17 protein-coding genes are annotated in these 17,171 nt (G+C 38.2%); 10 read left to right on the plus strand and 7 right to left on the minus strand.

Annotated features, from left to right (window positions below):
- Window positions 1-9 precede the first annotated feature (9 nt).
- Both EAL87_RS05725 and ispG read right to left on the minus strand, forming a co-directional pair.
- Window positions 10-1,215: a 2,3,4,5-tetrahydropyridine-2,6-carboxylate N-succinyltransferase gene (locus EAL87_RS05725; RefSeq protein ID WP_120913610.1), complete on the minus strand. Its 1,206-nt coding sequence runs from the start codon at window positions 1,213-1,215 to the stop codon at window positions 10-12.
- Between the two features lie 2 nt (window positions 1,216-1,217).
- The gene (ispG, locus tag EAL87_RS05730; protein WP_120913612.1) at window positions 1,218-2,297 is read right to left on the minus strand and encodes a flavodoxin-dependent (E)-4-hydroxy-3-methylbut-2-enyl-diphosphate synthase; all 1,080 of its coding nucleotides are present in this window, start codon (window positions 2,295-2,297) and stop codon (window positions 1,218-1,220) included.
- A 152-nt stretch (window positions 2,298-2,449) separates the two neighbouring features.
- Here ispG and EAL87_RS05735 point away from each other — a divergent pair, with 152 nt between their 5' ends.
- Genes EAL87_RS05735 through EAL87_RS05750 form a run of 4 tightly spaced genes read left to right on the plus strand, consistent with a single transcriptional unit; the run spans window position 2,450 to window position 7,530 of the window.
- Window positions 2,450-3,577, plus strand: a complete 1,128-nt coding sequence (locus EAL87_RS05735; protein ID WP_120913614.1) for a succinyldiaminopimelate transaminase — start codon at window positions 2,450-2,452, stop codon at window positions 3,575-3,577.
- Window positions 3,570-4,919: a UDP-N-acetylmuramate--L-alanine ligase gene (gene murC / locus EAL87_RS05740; protein ID WP_120913616.1), complete on the plus strand. Its 1,350-nt coding sequence runs from the start codon at window positions 3,570-3,572 to the stop codon at window positions 4,917-4,919. The genes EAL87_RS05735 and murC overlap by 8 nt, the downstream gene beginning before the upstream one ends.
- Window positions 4,919-5,281 (plus strand): hypothetical protein, encoded by a 363-nt coding sequence (locus EAL87_RS05745; RefSeq protein ID WP_120913618.1) that lies wholly within the window; start codon window positions 4,919-4,921, stop codon window positions 5,279-5,281. Before murC ends, EAL87_RS05745 begins: the two co-directional genes overlap by 1 nt.
- Window positions 5,281-7,530 (plus strand): endonuclease MutS2, encoded by a 2,250-nt coding sequence (locus EAL87_RS05750; RefSeq protein ID WP_423750104.1) that lies wholly within the window; start codon window positions 5,281-5,283, stop codon window positions 7,528-7,530. The genes EAL87_RS05745 and EAL87_RS05750 overlap by 1 nt, the downstream gene beginning before the upstream one ends.
- A 154-nt stretch (window positions 7,531-7,684) precedes the next feature.
- Here EAL87_RS05750 and ppa read toward each other — a convergent pair whose 3' ends face one another.
- The 5 genes from ppa to EAL87_RS05780 are packed head-to-tail and all read right to left on the minus strand — an operon-like array spanning window position 7,685 to window position 12,981.
- Window positions 7,685-8,206 carry an inorganic diphosphatase gene (ppa, locus tag EAL87_RS05755; protein WP_001047002.1) on the minus strand — a complete coding sequence of 174 codons (522 nt, stop codon included), beginning with the start codon at window positions 8,204-8,206 and terminating at the stop codon, window positions 7,685-7,687.
- A gap of 52 nt (window positions 8,207-8,258) precedes the next feature.
- Complete coding sequence (locus tag EAL87_RS08250) at window positions 8,259-9,671, minus strand: glycosyltransferase family 25 protein (RefSeq protein ID WP_240444242.1); 1,413 nt, start codon at window positions 9,669-9,671, stop codon at window positions 8,259-8,261.
- A gap of 9 nt (window positions 9,672-9,680) precedes the next feature.
- Window positions 9,681-10,256: an adenylate kinase gene (locus EAL87_RS05770; RefSeq protein ID WP_120913622.1), complete on the minus strand. Its 576-nt coding sequence runs from the start codon at window positions 10,254-10,256 to the stop codon at window positions 9,681-9,683.
- A 16-nt stretch (window positions 10,257-10,272) separates the two neighbouring features.
- Entirely contained in the window at window positions 10,273-12,006 is a 1,734-nt protein-coding gene (gene aspS / locus EAL87_RS05775; protein ID WP_120913624.1) for an aspartate--tRNA ligase, read from the minus strand.
- A 33-nt stretch (window positions 12,007-12,039) separates the two neighbouring features.
- The gene (locus EAL87_RS05780; RefSeq protein WP_120913626.1) at window positions 12,040-12,981 is read right to left on the minus strand and encodes a chemotaxis protein; all 942 of its coding nucleotides are present in this window, start codon (window positions 12,979-12,981) and stop codon (window positions 12,040-12,042) included.
- A 77-nt stretch (window positions 12,982-13,058) separates the two neighbouring features.
- Between EAL87_RS05780 and ligA the strand changes: the two genes are divergently transcribed.
- The 6 genes from ligA (at window position 13,059) to EAL87_RS05810 (ending at window position 17,165) form a co-directional block, all read left to right on the plus strand.
- A complete protein-coding gene (gene ligA, locus EAL87_RS05785; protein WP_120913628.1) occupies window positions 13,059-15,029 on the plus strand; it encodes an NAD-dependent DNA ligase LigA in 1,971 nt (656 codons plus the stop codon).
- A gap of 136 nt (window positions 15,030-15,165) precedes the next feature.
- A complete protein-coding gene (locus EAL87_RS05790) occupies window positions 15,166-15,954 on the plus strand; it encodes an integrase (protein ID WP_120913630.1) in 789 nt (262 codons plus the stop codon).
- Window positions 15,955-15,956: 2 nt separating this feature from the next.
- Window positions 15,957-16,133: a hypothetical protein gene (locus tag EAL87_RS05795; RefSeq protein ID WP_100961331.1), complete on the plus strand. Its 177-nt coding sequence runs from the start codon at window positions 15,957-15,959 to the stop codon at window positions 16,131-16,133.
- Complete coding sequence (locus EAL87_RS05800; RefSeq protein WP_120913632.1) at window positions 16,130-16,609, plus strand: hypothetical protein; 480 nt, start codon at window positions 16,130-16,132, stop codon at window positions 16,607-16,609. The genes EAL87_RS05795 and EAL87_RS05800 overlap by 4 nt, the downstream gene beginning before the upstream one ends.
- Complete coding sequence (locus EAL87_RS05805) at window positions 16,606-16,890, plus strand: TrbC/VirB2 family protein (protein WP_120909869.1); 285 nt, start codon at window positions 16,606-16,608, stop codon at window positions 16,888-16,890. The genes EAL87_RS05800 and EAL87_RS05805 overlap by 4 nt, the downstream gene beginning before the upstream one ends.
- Before the next feature lie 11 nt (window positions 16,891-16,901).
- A complete protein-coding gene (locus EAL87_RS05810; protein ID WP_001177716.1) occupies window positions 16,902-17,165 on the plus strand; it encodes a hypothetical protein in 264 nt (87 codons plus the stop codon).
- Window positions 17,166-17,171: the final 6 nt, after the last annotated feature.

Raw genomic sequence — 17,171 nt, forward strand, 5'->3', positions numbered from 1 at the left:
TTTTAATCCTTAATGCAGGTTTTGATTCAACTCAATTTTTTTCACGCTCCTAAAAGCGATCAGCTTGCCATTTTGACTATTGGAACGAAAATGCACGCCATTTTTTCCGGAAAGCTCTTTGCCTTTGTAAAGATTGTTCGCATGCTTTTCTAAATTGTTATTCACTTCTAAAAGTTTTTTAAACTCATTTTCTTCAATTTCTATCACGCTCCCGGCTAGTATCGCAACGCCTGCATCCACAATACAGCCATCGCCTAGACTGATTCCGGTAACGCTATTAGCCCCTAGCAGACAATTTTTCCCGATGCTAATGGGGTTGTTATTCCCTCCACTTAAAACGCCTAAAACGCTCGCGCCTCCACCAATATCAGTGCCTGCTCCCACCACCACTGACGAAGAAATGCGCCCCTCATTCATGCACACTCCCATAGCCCCTGCGTTAAAATTCACATAACTAGCCCCGGGCATTTGAGTGTAACCTCCGGTCCCTAAATACGCCCCAAAGCGCGTTTTTGAGCTATCCAATAAGCGGATATTATCAAACTCAGGGATCAATTGCATCAAATAGCGCGGGAATTTATCTACAAAATCAATGCTAGGGAAATGGCCTCGCATTTTTAAAGCCACTTCGTTCATTCTGAGCCATTCTAATTCATAAGGCTTGTTACCGCTCCAGGCCGCATTAGAAAGCTGGTTAAAAATACCCTCTAAATTCAAACTCCTCAAAGGGGCTTTCCCTAAAGAAAGCGCTAAAAGTTTCATATACGCGCTCTCCACGCTCTCGCAAGGCTTATCTTCAAACAAGATCACCAAGCGATAAAGAGACTCCCCATCGCTATTTTTCAAACGATTTTCCTCTAAAGCCTTTAAAAGCTCTAAAACCACTTGGATATTTTTATGAGCCATTTTATTAGAGTAGGCTTCATTCAAAAAGGGCGTATAAAACTCTAGCGCTTTTAACACAAAACTTTCATCAATCTCAACGACGCGCTCGCTCGCACTCTCTTTTAGGATTTTGTCTTTAGAAAGCGAATTACAAAACACCGCATAAGAGCCTAGATTTTCCTCTTTCCAATTCAAAATGGGGTAAGTGGCGCATAAAATCTTTTTGGAAATAGGGGCAATATCCACCCTAGCAATGCCAAAACCTAAAGGCTCTTTATAGCTATTAGATTGCTGGTAGTTGCTCACAAAATTTTTAAATTTATTCATCATGCCTAATCCTTTAAACTTTTTTCTCTTTCTTTAGCTAAATTTTCCACTTCTATCACAAAAGTTTCAAACAAATCCTTTTCAGCCAATTTGTGAATGACTTTACCCTCTTTAATGATCAAACCGCTGCGATTCCCAAAAGCGATCGCCATGTCTGCATGCTTGGCTTCACCCAAAGCGTTCACCACGCAACCCATCACGCTAATGTCTAAAGGGGTTTTAATGTGGCTTAGGCGTTTTTCTACCTTGCTCGCCATATCCACTAAATTGGCTTCAATCCTCCCGCAAGTGGGGCAAGAAATCCAATTAATCCCCTCTTTCAAACGCCCGCTATGGCGTAAAATCGCTCGAGCCACTTTGATTTCATTTTCTAATTCCCCTGTAATGGATACGCGCATCGTATCCCCAATGCCTTCCATTAAAAGCCCCCCTAAAGCCATAGCGGATTTGATGCTGGAGCTAAAAAGATTACCCGCTTCAGTAACCCCCAAATGGAAAGGATAGATCACAAGAGGGCGTAGCATTCTATAAGCTTCTGTGGTGCGCATCACATCGCTCGCTTTTAAAGAAATCTTAAAATTGGTAAAATCCAAATCTTCTAAAAGTTTGGCGTTATACAAAGCGCTTTCTACCATGCCTTTTGGGGTGGGTCCGTATTTTTGATCAAACTGCTTTTCTAAACTCCCGGCATTCACGCCAATTCTTATAGGAATGTTTTTTTCCTTACAAGCATCAACCACCGCTTTGATTTTGTCTTTAGAGCCGATGTTTCCGGGGTTAATCCTTATCGCATCCACGCTTTGAGCGGCAATGAGAGCGAATTTATAATGGAAATGAATATCAGCGATTAAAGGCAAAGGAGACACTTTTTTCAATTCTTTTAAGGCTAGAGCGTCCTTTTCATTACTCACCGCCACCCTCACCAAATCAGCCCCAGCGAGTTTGAGTCGGTCAATTTGATTTTTAGTGCTTTCAATATCAGCGGTTTTACTAAAGGTCATGCTTTGCGTGCTAATAGGAGCATCACCCCCTATAGCGACGCCACCGATAAAAATTTGCTTGGTCTTAACTCTATTTTCTAGCATCAAACCTCTTCATCAGTTAAATTCTTATGCGCTATTATACTCTTTTATGCGCTCTCTTTTATGTTCTCTTTCGCTCTTTTTTAACGCTTTCAATGATAAACGCTTAAATTTTAGGTAAGATTAACCATTCCATTTTAAATTAAAGTAGCCCTATGACTTTTGAGCCTTATCCTTTTGAACGATTAAGAGCCTTGTTTAAAGAGATCACCCCTAAAAAAAGGGGGCTAGATTTAGGCATCGGCGAGCCGCGATTTGAAACGCCCAAATTCATTCAAGACGCTCTTAAAAACCACACCCATTCGCTCAATATCTACCCTAAAAGCGCGTTTGAAGAGGGTTTGAGGGCGGCTCAAAAGGGTTTTTTTAAACGCCGTTTTAAGATAGAATTGAAAGAAAACGAATTAGTTTCCACGCTAGGATCTAGGGAAGTGTTATTCAATTTCCCTAGTTTTGTTTTATTTGACTATCCAAACCCCACTATCGCCTACCCTAACCCCTTTTATCAAATCTATGAAGGATCAGCCCAATTCGCTAGAGCTAAAAGCCTTTTAATGCCCTTAACTAAAGAAAATGGTTTCACGCCAAGCTTGAATGAAAAAGAGTTGCAAGAAGTGGATTTAGTGATCCTAAATTCCCCTAACAACCCCACCGGAAGAACCCTTTCTTTAGAAGAATTGATCGCTTGGGTCAAACTCGCCTTAAAACATGATTTTATTTTAATCAATGATGAATGTTATAGTGAAATTTATGAAAATACGCCTCCCCCTTCGCTTTTAGAAGCTTGCATGCTGGCTGGTAATGAAGCGTTTAAAAATGTTTTAGTGATCCATTCGCTCTCCAAACGCTCTAGCGCTCCAGGGCTAAGGAGTGGTTTTATCGCTGGGGACAGCAGCCTTTTAGAAAAATACAAAGCGTTTCGCACCTATTTAGGCTATACGAGTGCTAATGCGATCCAAAAGGCCAGTGAAGCGGCTTGGCTAGATGATAAACATGCAGAATTTTTCCGCAATATTTATGCGAATAATTTGAAACTAGCGCGAAAAATCTTTAAAGACACGCTCATTTATCCTTATAGTTTTTATGTGTATCTGCCCGTTAAAGATGGCGAAAATTTTGCTAAAACGCTTTATCAAAACGAAGGCATTACTACTTTACCGGCTTTGTATTTAGGGCGTAATCATATCGGTGCTGACTATGCGCGTTTAGCCCTTGTCTATGACACCCCCCTTTTAGAAAAGCCTTTAGAAATCATAGAAGCTTACCGAGAAAATCATGCTTGAAACCCCAAAAGTTTTACTCAAAAACTTGCAAGATTGCAAGATCCATTTTATCGGTATAGGGGGGATTGGCATTTCAGGCTTAGCCAAATACCTTAAAGCTCAAGGGGCTACAATCAGCGGATCTGATATTGCCATAAGCCCTAGCGTTAAATATTTGAAAGCTTTAGGCGTAGAGGTTAATATCCCGCATGATCCAAAGGCGATTAACCATCAAGATGTCATTATCCATTCAGCCATTATTAAAGAAGACAATACCGAAATACAAAGGGCTAAGGAACTAGAAATCCCTATTTTGTCTCGTAAAGACGCTTTGTATTCTATCCTTAAAGACAAGCGCGTTTTTAGCGTGTGTGGGGCTCATGGAAAGAGCAGTATCACGGCCATGTTGAGCGCGATTTGCCCCGCTTTTGGAGCGATTATTGGGGCGCATTCTAAAGAGTTTGATTCCAATGTGCGAGAGAGCGCGGATATGAGCTTGGTTTTTGAAGCCGATGAGAGCGATTCAAGTTTTTTATTTTCCAACCCTTTTTGCGCGATTGTGCCTAACACAGAGCCAGAACATTTGGAGCATTATGACCACGACTTGGAGCGCTTTTTCTTTGCTTATAAATATTTTTTAGATCATGCTCAAAAAAGAGTGATCTATAAAGAAGATCCTTTTTTAAAAAACTATTCTAAAGACGCCATTGTTTTAGAAAAAAAAGACATTCATAATATCCAATACATTTTAAAAGACGGCGAGCCTTACACTTCATTTGAATTGAAAGATTTGGGGGCTTTTTTGGTGTGGGGGTTAGGTGAACATAACGCTACGAATGCGAGTTTGGCGATTTTAAGCGCTTTAGATGAATTGCATTTAGAAGAAATTAGAAATAATTTATTGAATTTCAAAGGCATTAAAAAACGCTTTGATATTTTGCAAAAAAACGCGCTCATTCTCATTGACGATTACGCCCACCACCCCACTGAAATCAGCACCACTTTAAAAAGCGCTAGGATTTATGCTGATTTATTAAACACGCAAGAAAAGATTGTAGTGATCTGGCAAGCGCACAAATATTCTCGATTAATGGATAATTTAGAAGAGTTTAAAAAATGTTTTTTAGAGCATTGCGACCGGTTGATCATTTTGCCTGTTTATAGCGCGAGTGAAGTCAAAAGAGACATTGATTTGAAAGCCCATTTTAAGCATTATAACCCCACCTTTATAGACAGGGTGCGTAAAAAAGGTGATTTTTTAGAACTGTTAGTCAATGATAAGGTAATAGAAACGATTGAAAAAGGGTTTGTGATAGGCTTTGGAGCGGGGGATATTACCTACCAATTGAGAGGCGAAATGTAATGGGCGTAGCGGTTGTTTTATTTTTAACGCTAGTTTTATTGTTTTTAGTTTTAAGGGATTTTGGTTTAGCAAGCCCCAAACAAAAACTTGTAGCTTTTGTAATCGTAGGGATTATAGGGGCAAGTATCAGCGTTTATACTTATCAACAAAACCAGCAAAACCAACAAGAAATCGCTTTGCAAAGAGCGTTTTTAAGGGGGGAAACCCTGTTGTGTAAAGGCATTAAAGTCAATAATCAAACCTTTAATTTAGTGAGCGGGACTTTGAGCTTTTTAGGCAAAAAACAAACCCCTATGAAAGATGTTCTTGTGGATTTGGATTCTTGTCAGACGCTTCAAAAAGATCCCTTAATCCAACCTTAATGATGAATAATAATAATACCCCACCCAAACCCCTAGAAGAAAGCCTGGATTTAAAAGAGTTTATCGCTCTTTTTAAAACCTTTTTTGCCAAAGAAAGAGATACTGTTGCTTTAGAAAACGATCTCAAGCAAACTTTCACTTATTTAACTGAAGTGGATGCAATCGGTTTACCCACACCAAAAAGCATGAAAGAAAGCGATCTTATTCTTATCAAGCTCACCAAATTAGGGACGCTCCATTTAGATGAAATTTTTGAGATTGTCAAACGATTGCGCTACATTGTCATTTTACAAAACGCTTTTAAAACTTTCACGCATTTAAAATTTCATGAACGCCTTAACACTATTGTCCTGCCCCCTTTTTTTAATGATCTACTCGCTTTATTGGATGATGAAGGCAAAATCAAACAAGGGGCTAACGCCACTTTAGACGCTTTGAATGAAAGTTTGAACCGCCTTAAAAAAGAGAGCGTAAAAATCATTCACCATTACGCCCACTCTAAAGAGCTTGCTCCTTATTTAGTGGATACGCAAAGCCACCTTAAGCATGGTCATGAATGCCTTTTATTAAAAAGCGGGTTTTCTAGCGCGATCAAAGGCGTTGTGCTAGAAAGGAGCGCTAATGGCTATTTCTATCTTTTGCCTGAGAGCGCGCAAAAAATCGCCCAAAAAATCGCACAAATTGGTAATGAAATAGATTGCTGTATTGTTGAAATGTGTCAAACTCTAAGCCGTAGCTTACAAAAACACCTTTTATTTTTAAAATTCCTTTTTAAAGAATTTGATTTTTTAGACAGCTTGCAAGCCAGACTTAATTTCGCTAAAGCCTACAATTTAGAATTCGTCATGCCAAGCTTTACGCAAAAAAAAATGGTTTTAGAAAACTTTTCGCACCCCATTTTAAAAGAACCAAAGCCCTTAAATTTGAAGTTTGAAAAATCCATGCTCGCTGTTACTGGCGTGAATGCGGGCGGGAAAACCATGCTCTTAAAATCGCTTTTAAGCGCAGCGTTTTTGAGTAAGCATCTCATTCCTATGAAAATCAACGCTCATCATTCCATTATCCCCTATTTCAAAGAAATCCACGCCATTATCAACGACCCCCAAAACAGCGCGAACAATATCTCTACTTTTGCAGGCAGAATGAAGCAATTTAGCGCTCTTTTATCCAAAGAAAACATGCTTTTAGGCGTTGATGAAATTGAGCTAGGGACTGACGCTGATGAAGCGAGCAGCTTGTATAAAACCCTGTTAGAAAAATTGCTTAAGCAAAACAACCAAATCGTTATCACCACGCACCACAAACGCTTGAGCGTGTTAATGGCAGAAAACCAAGAAGTGGAATTACTAGCCGCTCTTTATGATGAGGAAAAAGAACGGCCCACTTACACTTTTTTAAAAGGGGTTATTGGCAAAAGCTATGCGTTTGAAACCGCTTTACGCTATGGCGTGCCGCATTTTTTGATTGAAAAAGCGAAAGCCTTCTATGGCGAAGATAAGGAAAAATTGAACGTTTTGATTGAAAATTCCAGCGCGCTAGAAAGGGAATTGAAGCAAAAAAATGAACGTTTAGAGAACGCTTTAAAAGAGCAAGAAGATTTAAAAAACGCATGGCTTTTAGAAATGGAAAAACAAAAAGAAATCTTTCACCATAAAAAATTGGAATTGGAAAAATCCTACCAGCAAGCCCTAAACATCTTAAAAAGCGAAGTTGCTTCAAAAGATACCAGCTCCATGCATAAAGAAATCCATAAAGCGAGCGAGATTTTAAACAAGCATAAAACAGACCAAGAGATCCCACAAACAATAACAAGCTTTCAAATTAACGAAAAAGCGCGCTATAAAAATGAAAGCGTGCTGGTTATGCAAATTTTAGACAAGGGCTATTATTGGATAGAAACCGATCTTGGCATGCGCTTGAAAGCGCATGGGAGTTTGTTGAAAAAAATCCAAAAACCCCCTAAAAACAAATTCAAACCCCCTAAAACCATCATTCCTAAACCTAAAGAAGCGAGCTTGCGCCTTGATTTAAGGGGGCAACGCAGCGAAGAAGCCCTGGATTTATTAGACGCTTTTTTAAACGATGCGCTTTTAGGGGGCTTTGAAGAGGTGCTGATTTGCCACGGCAAAGGGAGCGGGATTTTAGAAAAGTTTGTGAAAGAATTTCTAAAAAACCACCCCAAAGTGGTAAGTTTTAGCGACGCTCCCATTAATTTAGGTGGCAGTGGGGTTAAAATCGTTAAATTATAGGTTTTAACGCTTGTTTGATTGGAATTGATACAAAAATCCGCTTTAAACTACCCTAAAGCCATTTTATACCAACGCTCAATGAGAACAAAGCCTTTTTAAAAGAGCGTTAAAAAGGGTTTTTATCGCTTAATTGAGCCAAAACCCTTTAAAATCTTTAGCCTTGATAGGCTTTTATCGCTTTTTCTAAAACCTTAATCGCGCTCTCTTTGTTTTCAAACCCCTTGACTTTCACCCATTTATTAGGCTCTAAATCCTTGTAAGTTTCAAAAAAATGTTTGATTTTATCTAAGGTGTGTTTGGATAAATCATCAATATCTTTGACATAGGAATGCGTGGGATCGATCTTATCTATGGGCAGAGCGAGTAATTTTTCATCCATCCCGCTTTCATCTTCCATGTTCAAAACCCCAACCAAGCGCGCTTTTACCACGCTTCCGGCTTGAAAAGCCACATCGCTTAAAACAAGTGCATCTACAGGGTCGCCATCAGATCCTAAAGTGTTAGGTACAAAGCCATAATTTGCGGGGTAATTTTGCGCCCCATAAAGCACCCTATCCACCATTAAAGCCCCGCTTTCTTTATCCAATTCATATTTGATATTAGAATGCTTGGATATTTCAATCACCACGCACAAAGAATCAGCGTCATGGCTCACTTCTAATTGGTCTAAATTCATTGCAAACTCCTTTAAAATAAAAAGACTTATTCTAACATAAAGCCCGCTCTTTTTAAACCTCTTTAGGGGTTTTTAAATGATTGTATCGTCTGCTGTATTTGTGAAACGCCCTCAAGCACTTTCTAGTGTTTAATTGATCATAAAAAAGATTATCAAAATAAGATTTTTTAGGGCCAATCAATGAAATGTCGGATTTTTTTAGATTTTGGATGGTGCTGATTTTGCAATGCTTGTTCAAAGAAACAGGCAAAGGCAAGTAAGTAAGAGTAGCGACATCATGGTAAGTGGGGTTGTTTATGAACATATCTACCGGCTCTATGATTTTGAAACGCTCTGTGGCGTCTATAAAAGTTTTAGCGCCCTTAGGCGTAATATAGTATCCTGCCGTAGAAGCCACATACACGCTAGTGAGGTAAAAATGCTCTAAAAATAGCGCTTCTTTTTCACTATCAGCACGCCTTTCCCAAAAGGTCTCTTTAATGTTTACCTCTTTTGCCAATAAAGATTCGTATTTTCCTGTGAGATCATCGTATTTTCCTGTGAGATCATCGTATTTTCCTGTGAGATCATCGTATTTTCCTGTGAGATCATCGTATTTTCCTGTGAGATCATCGTATTTTCCTGTGAGATCATCGTATTTTCCTGTGAGATCATCGTATTTTCCTGTGAGATCATCGTATTTTCCTGTGAGATCATCGTATTTTCCTGTGAGATCATCGTATTTTGCTACGAGTTTCTTATACACTTCCGTCCGAGCTAAAATGCTTCCAATGAAGCGGTTGAGCTTTCTTTTAATTTTTCTAAAAATCACTGGATTAAAAGAGATTTTTTGGGACGCTATTTTGCAAGACTTAGATAATTCTTCTTGTTGCGTTTCAATAATAGAGTCTTGTTGCGTATCTTGTGCGGGATTGGGGGGGGGGGGGGTAACTTCATGATTTTCAATAGGCGTTTCAGCTTCTTCAGTCTTTTCATGATCTTCAATGGGTGTCTCTCCCACAGATTCTACAGCATCTCTCTCTAGGGGGAGCGTGCACAAATTGGTCTTATGAAAATTCCAATACCACCCAAAAAGCTTGACAAAATCAAAAGGGCTTTTCAAGCAATCTTCTAAGGCTTGCATAAAATTAGACTCTAGCGCTACATCATCTTCTAAAATAACGACCGGTTGGTTTGTTTTAACGCATTCTTTCCACAAAAAATAATGACTCAAATAGCACCCAAATTCTTGGGGCAATAATTCTCCACAACACCAATCAGAATGGAACCAATCGGATTTTAACATGCTTTGCGCATCATAAAGCTCTTGAACGAGTTTTTCAAAATCTTGATGTTTAGGGCTAATAGCGTCAAAGATTTGAAAAACGCAACGGCCTTTAAATTTTTCATTGGATTCTAAAACAAGTTTTTCAGTATCCAAACGCCTTTGACTTTCTTTTAAAGAAATGATATAGACAGAGATCACAGGTCGCATTTAATTCCCAAAAGACAAAATATATTCTTGCATTTCATGCACGATTTCTTCAATGCTTCTTTCACCATTGATGGTTTTATGCAAGCGTTTAGCCTTGTAGAAGTTTTGGATTTCCACTAAGGGGTCTAAAAACACCCGCATGCGGTTATGAAACACCCTTTCATTATCATCAGCCCCCCTAGAGCGCCCTAAAACCCTTTCTTTAGCGGTGTTTTCACTCACTTCAACTTCAATCACACTTTTTAAGATCACTTCGTTTTGAGCGTTCAATTCCTTATCCAAAGCCTGCATTTGTTCCACGCTCCTGGGATAGCCATCAATTAAAATGATCCCTTTACTAGAGCTTTTAATCGCTGCAAGGATCGTTTCTACCACAATTTCTAAAGGTACTAATTCGCCTTGAGAAGTGAATTTCTCAATCAATAAACCTCGCTCGGTCTTTTTAGCGCTCTCAGCCCTGAGTAAATCCCCAGTAGAAAAATGAGCGATTGTTTCGCTGTTATTCTTAGCGATAAGCTCTGCATCAGTGGTTTTACCACTCCCTGGGGCTCCAATAATCAAAAATAGTTGTTTCATATCATATCCTTTTAAATTATTTTCTCAAGCGAATGTGCAATTCTCTTAGTTGCTCTTCATTAATGGGGCTAGGAGCGTCAGTCAATAAGCATGAAGCTTTTTGCGTTTTAGGGAAAGCGATCACATCTCTAATGCTATGAGATTTAGTCATTAGCATGATCAAGCGATCAAATCCTATCGCAAAGCCCCCATGAGGAGGAGCGCCAAATTTTAGCGCTTCTAGTAAAAAGCCAAATTTCTTTTGCGCTTCCTCTTCGTGGATATTGATTTTTTCAAAGACTTTTTTTTGCATTTCTTCTTTATGAATCCTTATGCTCCCCCCACCAAGCTCCACGCCATTAAGTACCACATCATACGCATGCGCTTCAACCTCTTCTATGTCTTCGCATTCTATATTTTTAGGCATCGTAAAAGGGTGGTGCGCGGCATGATAGCCGTTTTCGGTTTTTTCAAACATGGGGAAATTGACTACCCATAAGAAATTCAAAGCGTCTTTATCAATCAAATCAAGCGTTTCAGCTACCTTCAAGCGCAAGCGCCCCATGTAATCTAACACGATTTTTTTATCCCCGGCTCCAAAAAAGACAATATCCCCAGTTTTTGCACCAGTTTTTTCTAAAATATTCTTAAGCCCCTTTTCGCTTAAAAATTTAACTAAAGGCCCTTTAATCCCATCTTCTTTAATCTGTAAATACGCTAAGCCTTTAGCCCCAAACTGGCGCACAAATTCTTCTAATTCTTTTAAAACGCTGCGGCTAAAAAGCGCATCAGCCCCTTTAACGTTCAAAGCTTTGATGCGTTGGTTTTTAGGATCTTTTGCGATATTAGAAAAAATAGCGTTTGAGCTGTCCCTAAAACAATCCCCCACTTCTATTAAAGGCAATTCAAAGCGTAAATCCGGCTTGTCGCTCCCATAACTTTCCATCGCTTCCTTATAAGGCATGCGTTTAAAAGGTGTAGAAATAGTATGCCCAATCGCTTTAAAAATCTCTTGCAACAAATATTCCACCACGCCCATCACGTCATTTTCATCGCAAAAACTCATTTCCGCATCAATTTGCGTGAATTCCGGCTGCCTGTCCGCCCTTAAATCTTCATCTCTAAAGCAACGAGCGATTTGAAAATACCTGTCCATTCCCCCCACCATTAAAAGCTGTTTGAATAATTGCGGGCTTTGAGGGAGCGCAAAAAATTCGCCCTCATGCACCCTGCTTGGCACTAAATAATCCCTAGCCCCCTCAGGCGTGGTTTTAGATAAAATGGGGGTTTCAATCTCTAAAAAACCCTTTTGGGCTAGAGTGTTACGAGTAATTAAAGCCACTTCACTGCGCAATTTAAAGATTTCATAAGAATTAGGAGAGCGCAAATCCAAATAGCGGTATTTCAAGCGCAAATCTTCATTCACGCTTTTATTGCCAATTTCAATCGGTGGGGTAGCGCTTTTATTTTCAATGACTAATTCTTCTAAAACGATTTCAATTTTACCCGTTTTTAGTTTAGGGTTTTCTAACCCAGGTCCTCTTAAACGCGCTTTCCCTTTAGCCACTAGCACAAATTCGCTCCTGACTTCTAAAGCCTTTTCATAAGCCTTAGAGCTAGGATCACAGACTAGTTGCACTAAACCGCTTTTATCCCTTAAATCAATAAAAACCACGCCTCCATGGTCTCTATAAGTGTTACACCACCCGGCCACTTTGATGATTTTACCCACATCTTTTTCACTAATTTCTGTGCAAAAATGACTTCGCATGTTTTATCCCTTTAATTAAAACAAAAATTAAATTTATGAAAGCGTTTTTTTAAGCATTTCATGGATTTCAAGAATGTTAGATTTTACCACAAAACCATCCGCTTCTAAAGATTGGGCTAACTGGCGGTTAGAATCGCTGCTCATGGACGAATTGATGATCACAGGAAGATGTTCGGTTCTGCTATCAGCTTTAATGGTTTTTAACACTTCAAACCCTGAAATAACAGGCATTTCTAAATCCGTAATGACCACGCCAACTTGTTGGTAATGTTCTTTTTCATACAAATAATCCAACAATTCCCTCCCGTTTGGAAAGGCTAAATAACGCAATTCTAAAGTTTGAACGATTTTTTCTAGGGTTTTAAGAGCGCTTAAGGAGTCTTCAGCGATTAAAATGAGTTTTTGGCTTTGAATGGCTTTGATGCAACGCAAAGTCAAATCGTCTAAATCCTTCAAACTAGGGAAAACATCGCTAATCATCTTTTCCACATCTAAGATCTGCACCACTCGTTCTTCATCAAAACGGGTGATAGCGCTAAGCTTACCTTCTTCATTAATGCCTTGTTTGTCCCCAGCGCTAATCTCAGTCCAATTTTTATGAATAATCCTTTCAATTTTTAAAACCTTTAGAGCGATGGAGTGGTTAGAAAAATGGCACACGATCACCAAATTATGGTCATCTTTAACGCTGCATTCTTTCAGATCACGAATCGGATCACTAGCGTTATAATGCAACCACCTTTTCACATCCACTAAAGGGATAGACTCGCCCCTAACGCTAAGAAACCCAAGCATCACGCCATCGCTCCCCCCAAGAATCTCTGTAACCTCTCCGTCATAATGGATAATTTCTCGGATCTTAAAAATATTTAAGCCATAAAGTTGGGCGTCTTTTTCTGCATCTAATCTAAAGCATAGAAATTGCACTTCGTTGTTTAAGTGCAATGAAGTCGTTTTGTCAATGTCTCTTACCACCTAATTTCCCCTAAAGCCCTATCAAAGATTAAATGTTATAATACTACCCTAATTTAGTTTAAAAGGTTTTTACAAACATGATAAAAAGCCAAAAAGAATATTTAGAAAGAATTGAATATTTAAACACCCTATCGCACCATTATTACAACCTTGATGAGCCGATCGTAAGCGATGCAGTCTATGATGAACTTTACCAAGAATTAAAAGCTTATGAAGAAGAAAACCCTAATGATATTCAAGCGAATTCCCCTACCCAAAAAGTGGGGGCTACTACCACTAATCCGTTCAATAAAAACCCCCATTTAATGCGGATGTGGAGCTTAGATGATGTGTTCAATCAAAACGAATTGCAAGCGTGGTTGCAACGCATTTTAAAAACCTACCCTAGCGCTTCGTTCGTGTGTTCACCCAAACTTGATGGGGTTTCGCTCAATCTTTTGTATCAACATGGCAAGCTAGTGAAGGCGACCACTAGGGGTAACGGATTAGAAGGAGAACTCGTTACTACAAACGCCAAACACATCGCTAATATCCCTCACGCTATCGCTTATGATGGAGAAATAGAAATCAGGGGCGAAGTGATCATTTCTAAAAAGGATTTTGACGCTTTAAATAAAGAACGCCTAGACGCTAACGAACCCCTATTCGCTAACCCTAGAAATGCCGCATCAGGGAGTTTGAGACAGCTTGATAGCAAAATCACTAAAAAGCGTAAATTGCAATTCATTCCTTGGGGCGTGGGCAAGCATTCTTTAAATTTCCTGAGCTTTAAGGAGTGTTTGGATTTTATTGTCTCGCTAGGTTTTAATTCTATTCAATACTTAAGCCTAAACAAAAACCACCAAGAAATAGAAGACAATTACCACACCCTGATTAGAGAAAGGGAGGGCTTTTTTGCCCTTTTAGACGGCATGGTGATCGTTGTGAATGAATTGGATATTCAAAAGGAGCTAGGCTACACGCAAAAATCCCCTAAATTCGCTTGCGCTTATAAATTCCCGGCTTTAGAAAAACACACCAAAATCGTAGGAGTCATCAACCAAGTGGGGCGCAGCGGGGCAATCACACCGGTCGCTCTCTTAGAGCCTGTAGAAATCGCTGGAGCTATAATTACGAAAGCGACCTTACACAATTATTCTGAAATTGAAAAAAAGAATATCATGCTCAATGATAGGGTCGTCATTATTAGAAGCGGCGATGTGATCCCTAAAATCATCAAACCTTTAGAATCTTACAGAGACGGCTCGCAACACAAAATTGAACGCCCCAAAGTTTGCCCCATATGTTCGCATGAGCTTTTGTGCGAAGAGATTTTTACTTATTGCCAAAACCTTAATTGCCCAGCAAGGTTGAAAGAAAGCTTGATTCATTTCGCTTCTAAAGACGCTTTAAACATTCAAGGCTTGGGCGATAAAGTCATAGAGCAACTTTTTGAAGAAAAACTCATTGTTAACGCTTTGGATTTGTATGCTTTAAAATTGGAGGATTTAATGCGGCTAAACAAATTCAAAAGCAAAAAAGCTCAAAATCTATTAGACGCTATCCAAAAAAGCAAAAACCCTCCTTTATGGCGTTTGATCAACGCTTTAGGGATTGAGCATATTGGTAAGGGAGCGAGTAAAACGCTAGCCAAATACGGCTTAAATGTGTTAGAAAAAAGCGAAGCCGAGTTTTTAGAAATGGAAGGCTTTGGGGTGGAAATGGCGCGCTCTTTAGTCAATTTTTATGCGAGCAATCAGGAATTTATCCGATCGTTATTTGATTTGTTGAACCCTAAAAACAGCGATATGGCTGAAGAAAAGCAAAAGAGCTCTTCTGTTTTCAATAATAAAACGATTGTTTTAACCGGCACGCTTTCTAAACCACGGCAAGAATACGCTCAAACATTGGAAAATTTAGGGGCAAAAATTTCTTCAAGCGTGAGCGCTAAAACCGATTTTTTAATCGCTGGAGAAAACCCCGGCTCAAAACTCGCTCTGGCGCAAAAACATGGCGTGAGCGTTTTGAATGAAGAAGAATTATTAAAGCGCCTTAAAGAATTGGATTGAAATTAAACTCTTTTATAGTTTGTTTTAAAATTTGATGTTTAACACTCGGTTAAATTCTAAAGAAAAATTCCAATTTTCATTCTTACTAGAATGTTAGTTTCTGTCTTTAAGTCTCATAGAAAGGGACTTGAAAACTATGGCAAAGACATTAAAACCTAATTTAGATAAAGATGAGTTAAACACACTTTATAAGGCAAATCTTGCTTATGCTAAAAACACGCATGAGCATTATTTCAAATTTAAAAAAGATTTAGACTACAAACTCTTTAATCCTAGCATTATGCATGAGCAAGGTTCTATAAGCTTTGTAGGCGGACAAGGAGCTAAAAGATTATTAGACATACTCTACAAGCTCGCATTTAATGCTAAGTCTAATAAGATTGCCCTAGATAGACATTACGCCAAAATGTTTTTGCAAGTTGTAGCAAGAACTCTAAGAAAGAATGTCAATATATTAGAAGAGCAAGGTTTTATTGAAGTCATTAAAGGAAAACAAAGATACTTGTATGTGTATCTTAAAGATTACAGAGAATTAGAGGGCTATAACTACGTAGGAGCTAATCAAAAGAACAATATCCCATCGCCTTTTTTCTTACAGATTATGCGTTTCTTAGAAAAGTTTGCCAAAGAAATTGAGAGAGTAAAAATTAACAACAAAGAATGTGTTATGCATATTCCTAGCCAAGAGCTTATGCAAATAGTTAATAATGTTGTTTTAAAATTCACGCCTATTTCTAATCCTAATACCACTTACACTTTATCCTACAAGGATTTAACAAACAAAGACATTCCTTCTAATCTTTGTTTCTATCAAACAGCCATTGTGAAGAAAAATCTCTTAAAGGCTTTAAAAGACAAAGAATGTGTAGGCGAACCTATTAACAACTCACCCAAAGTTTCAAACTACTTTCAAGAGAGTGCTTAAGAATGACACCAAGCACAACTTTAAATATTTGTTTCAATAAGAAAAACAGCAAACTGATTTTACAAATTGATTTTTCGCAAATGGATACCGAAACACAAGAAAAGTTTTTAGCGGATTTGTTTGAAAAAGCTTTACAAAAAAATCTACAAGCTTATTGGATAACAACAGGAAAACAATGATTGAACTAATCTTACACAAGAAGTCCATACAAATTGATGAAACATTGCTGAATGTAAAAGAGCATTTAGAAAAGTTTTATTCAAACAAAGAACAAGAGACAATCGCAAAAACCTTAGAGAGCCAAACAGAGCTTACTTGCAGTTATTTATGGGATAAAGATTTTTCATTGCTAGAAAAGCATTTAGAAAATAGCTTAGGGCATTTTACTTTTGAGAGTGAGTTTGCCCTACTAAAAGACAAAGAGCCTTTGAATTTAGCTCAAATCAAACAAATCAGTGTTTTAAAGGTTATTACCTATGAAATGACACAAGCCTTAAAAAATCAAATCATTCATTTAACGCAAGTTGTCAATGAAGAAAATTTAGAGTTTGATGAAGAACTTGTTATTTATCACTTAGATTTTAAGCTCAATCAAAATACTTACAAAGTGTTAGCAAAATTTTGCGTGATTAAAAAAGAAAGGAACATTACATGAAAAAATTAAAGCATTTTAGAAAGCTTATCGCCTTTTTAGGTTTTTCACCTCTTTTATTACAAGCGGATATGACTACCTTTTTTAATTCCATTGAACAACAGCTCACTAGCCCTACGGCTAAAGGCATTTTAATGGTTATTTTTTTAGGACTTGCTATTTTTATATGGAAAAATTTAGATAGATGGAAAGAAATTTTAATGACCGTGCTTGCTATTGCAATTGGTGCTGCAATCTTTTTTAAAGCCCCAGCCTTAGCTAACTGGTTTATGAGTATTTTTTAAAAGAAGTCCCCATGCAATTAGTTGGTATTTCAGTTTCTAATCTCAAAGAAATCAGCTCCAAAGAAAAATTTCTTTGGCTCAATGCTAAGAGTTTTTTACTCTCAGGATTTGTGCCTTTTATTATGATACCTTGGCTAGATATATTGAACTCTTTTGTGCTTTATGTGTGCTTTCTCTTAATTTTTAGCATAGCGGAGTTCTTTGATGAAGATATAAGTGACATTTTAATCGCTCATTCCAAAATTAAAACCAAAGCTAATTCATTTTACGCTTAAAAGGAA

The sequence above is a fragment of the Helicobacter pylori genome, from assembly GCF_003636935.1.
GTDB classification, from domain to species: domain Bacteria; phylum Campylobacterota; class Campylobacteria; order Campylobacterales; family Helicobacteraceae; genus Helicobacter; species Helicobacter pylori_CH.

Excerpts from the sequence above, each read along its gene's own strand:
- EAL87_RS05800 (WP_120913632.1), top strand. The coding sequence starts at position 16,130 with ATGATTGAACTAATCTTACACAAGAAGTCCATACAAATTGATGAAACA.
- EAL87_RS05725 (WP_120913610.1), bottom strand. The coding sequence starts at position 1,215 with ATGATGAATAAATTTAAAAATTTTGTGAGCAACTACCAGCAATCTAAT.
- EAL87_RS05805 (WP_120909869.1), top strand. The coding sequence starts at position 16,606 with ATGAAAAAATTAAAGCATTTTAGAAAGCTTATCGCCTTTTTAGGTTTT.
- EAL87_RS05770 (WP_120913622.1), bottom strand. The coding sequence starts at position 10,256 with ATGAAACAACTATTTTTGATTATTGGAGCCCCAGGGAGTGGTAAAACC.
- ligA (WP_120913628.1), top strand. The coding sequence starts at position 13,059 with ATGATAAAAAGCCAAAAAGAATATTTAGAAAGAATTGAATATTTAAAC.
- EAL87_RS05745 (WP_120913618.1), top strand. The coding sequence starts at position 4,919 with ATGGGCGTAGCGGTTGTTTTATTTTTAACGCTAGTTTTATTGTTTTTA.
- murC (WP_120913616.1), top strand. The coding sequence starts at position 3,570 with ATGCTTGAAACCCCAAAAGTTTTACTCAAAAACTTGCAAGATTGCAAG.
- ispG (WP_120913612.1), bottom strand. The coding sequence starts at position 2,297 with ATGCTAGAAAATAGAGTTAAGACCAAGCAAATTTTTATCGGTGGCGTC.
- aspS (WP_120913624.1), bottom strand. The coding sequence starts at position 12,006 with ATGCGAAGTCATTTTTGCACAGAAATTAGTGAAAAAGATGTGGGTAAA.
- EAL87_RS05750 (WP_423750104.1), top strand. The coding sequence starts at position 5,281 with ATGATGAATAATAATAATACCCCACCCAAACCCCTAGAAGAAAGCCTG.
- ppa (WP_001047002.1), bottom strand. The coding sequence starts at position 8,206 with ATGAATTTAGACCAATTAGAAGTGAGCCATGACGCTGATTCTTTGTGC.
- EAL87_RS05735 (WP_120913614.1), top strand. The coding sequence starts at position 2,450 with ATGACTTTTGAGCCTTATCCTTTTGAACGATTAAGAGCCTTGTTTAAA.
- EAL87_RS05795 (WP_100961331.1), top strand. The coding sequence starts at position 15,957 with ATGACACCAAGCACAACTTTAAATATTTGTTTCAATAAGAAAAACAGC.
- EAL87_RS05790 (WP_120913630.1), top strand. The coding sequence starts at position 15,166 with ATGGCAAAGACATTAAAACCTAATTTAGATAAAGATGAGTTAAACACA.
- EAL87_RS05810 (WP_001177716.1), top strand. The coding sequence starts at position 16,902 with ATGCAATTAGTTGGTATTTCAGTTTCTAATCTCAAAGAAATCAGCTCC.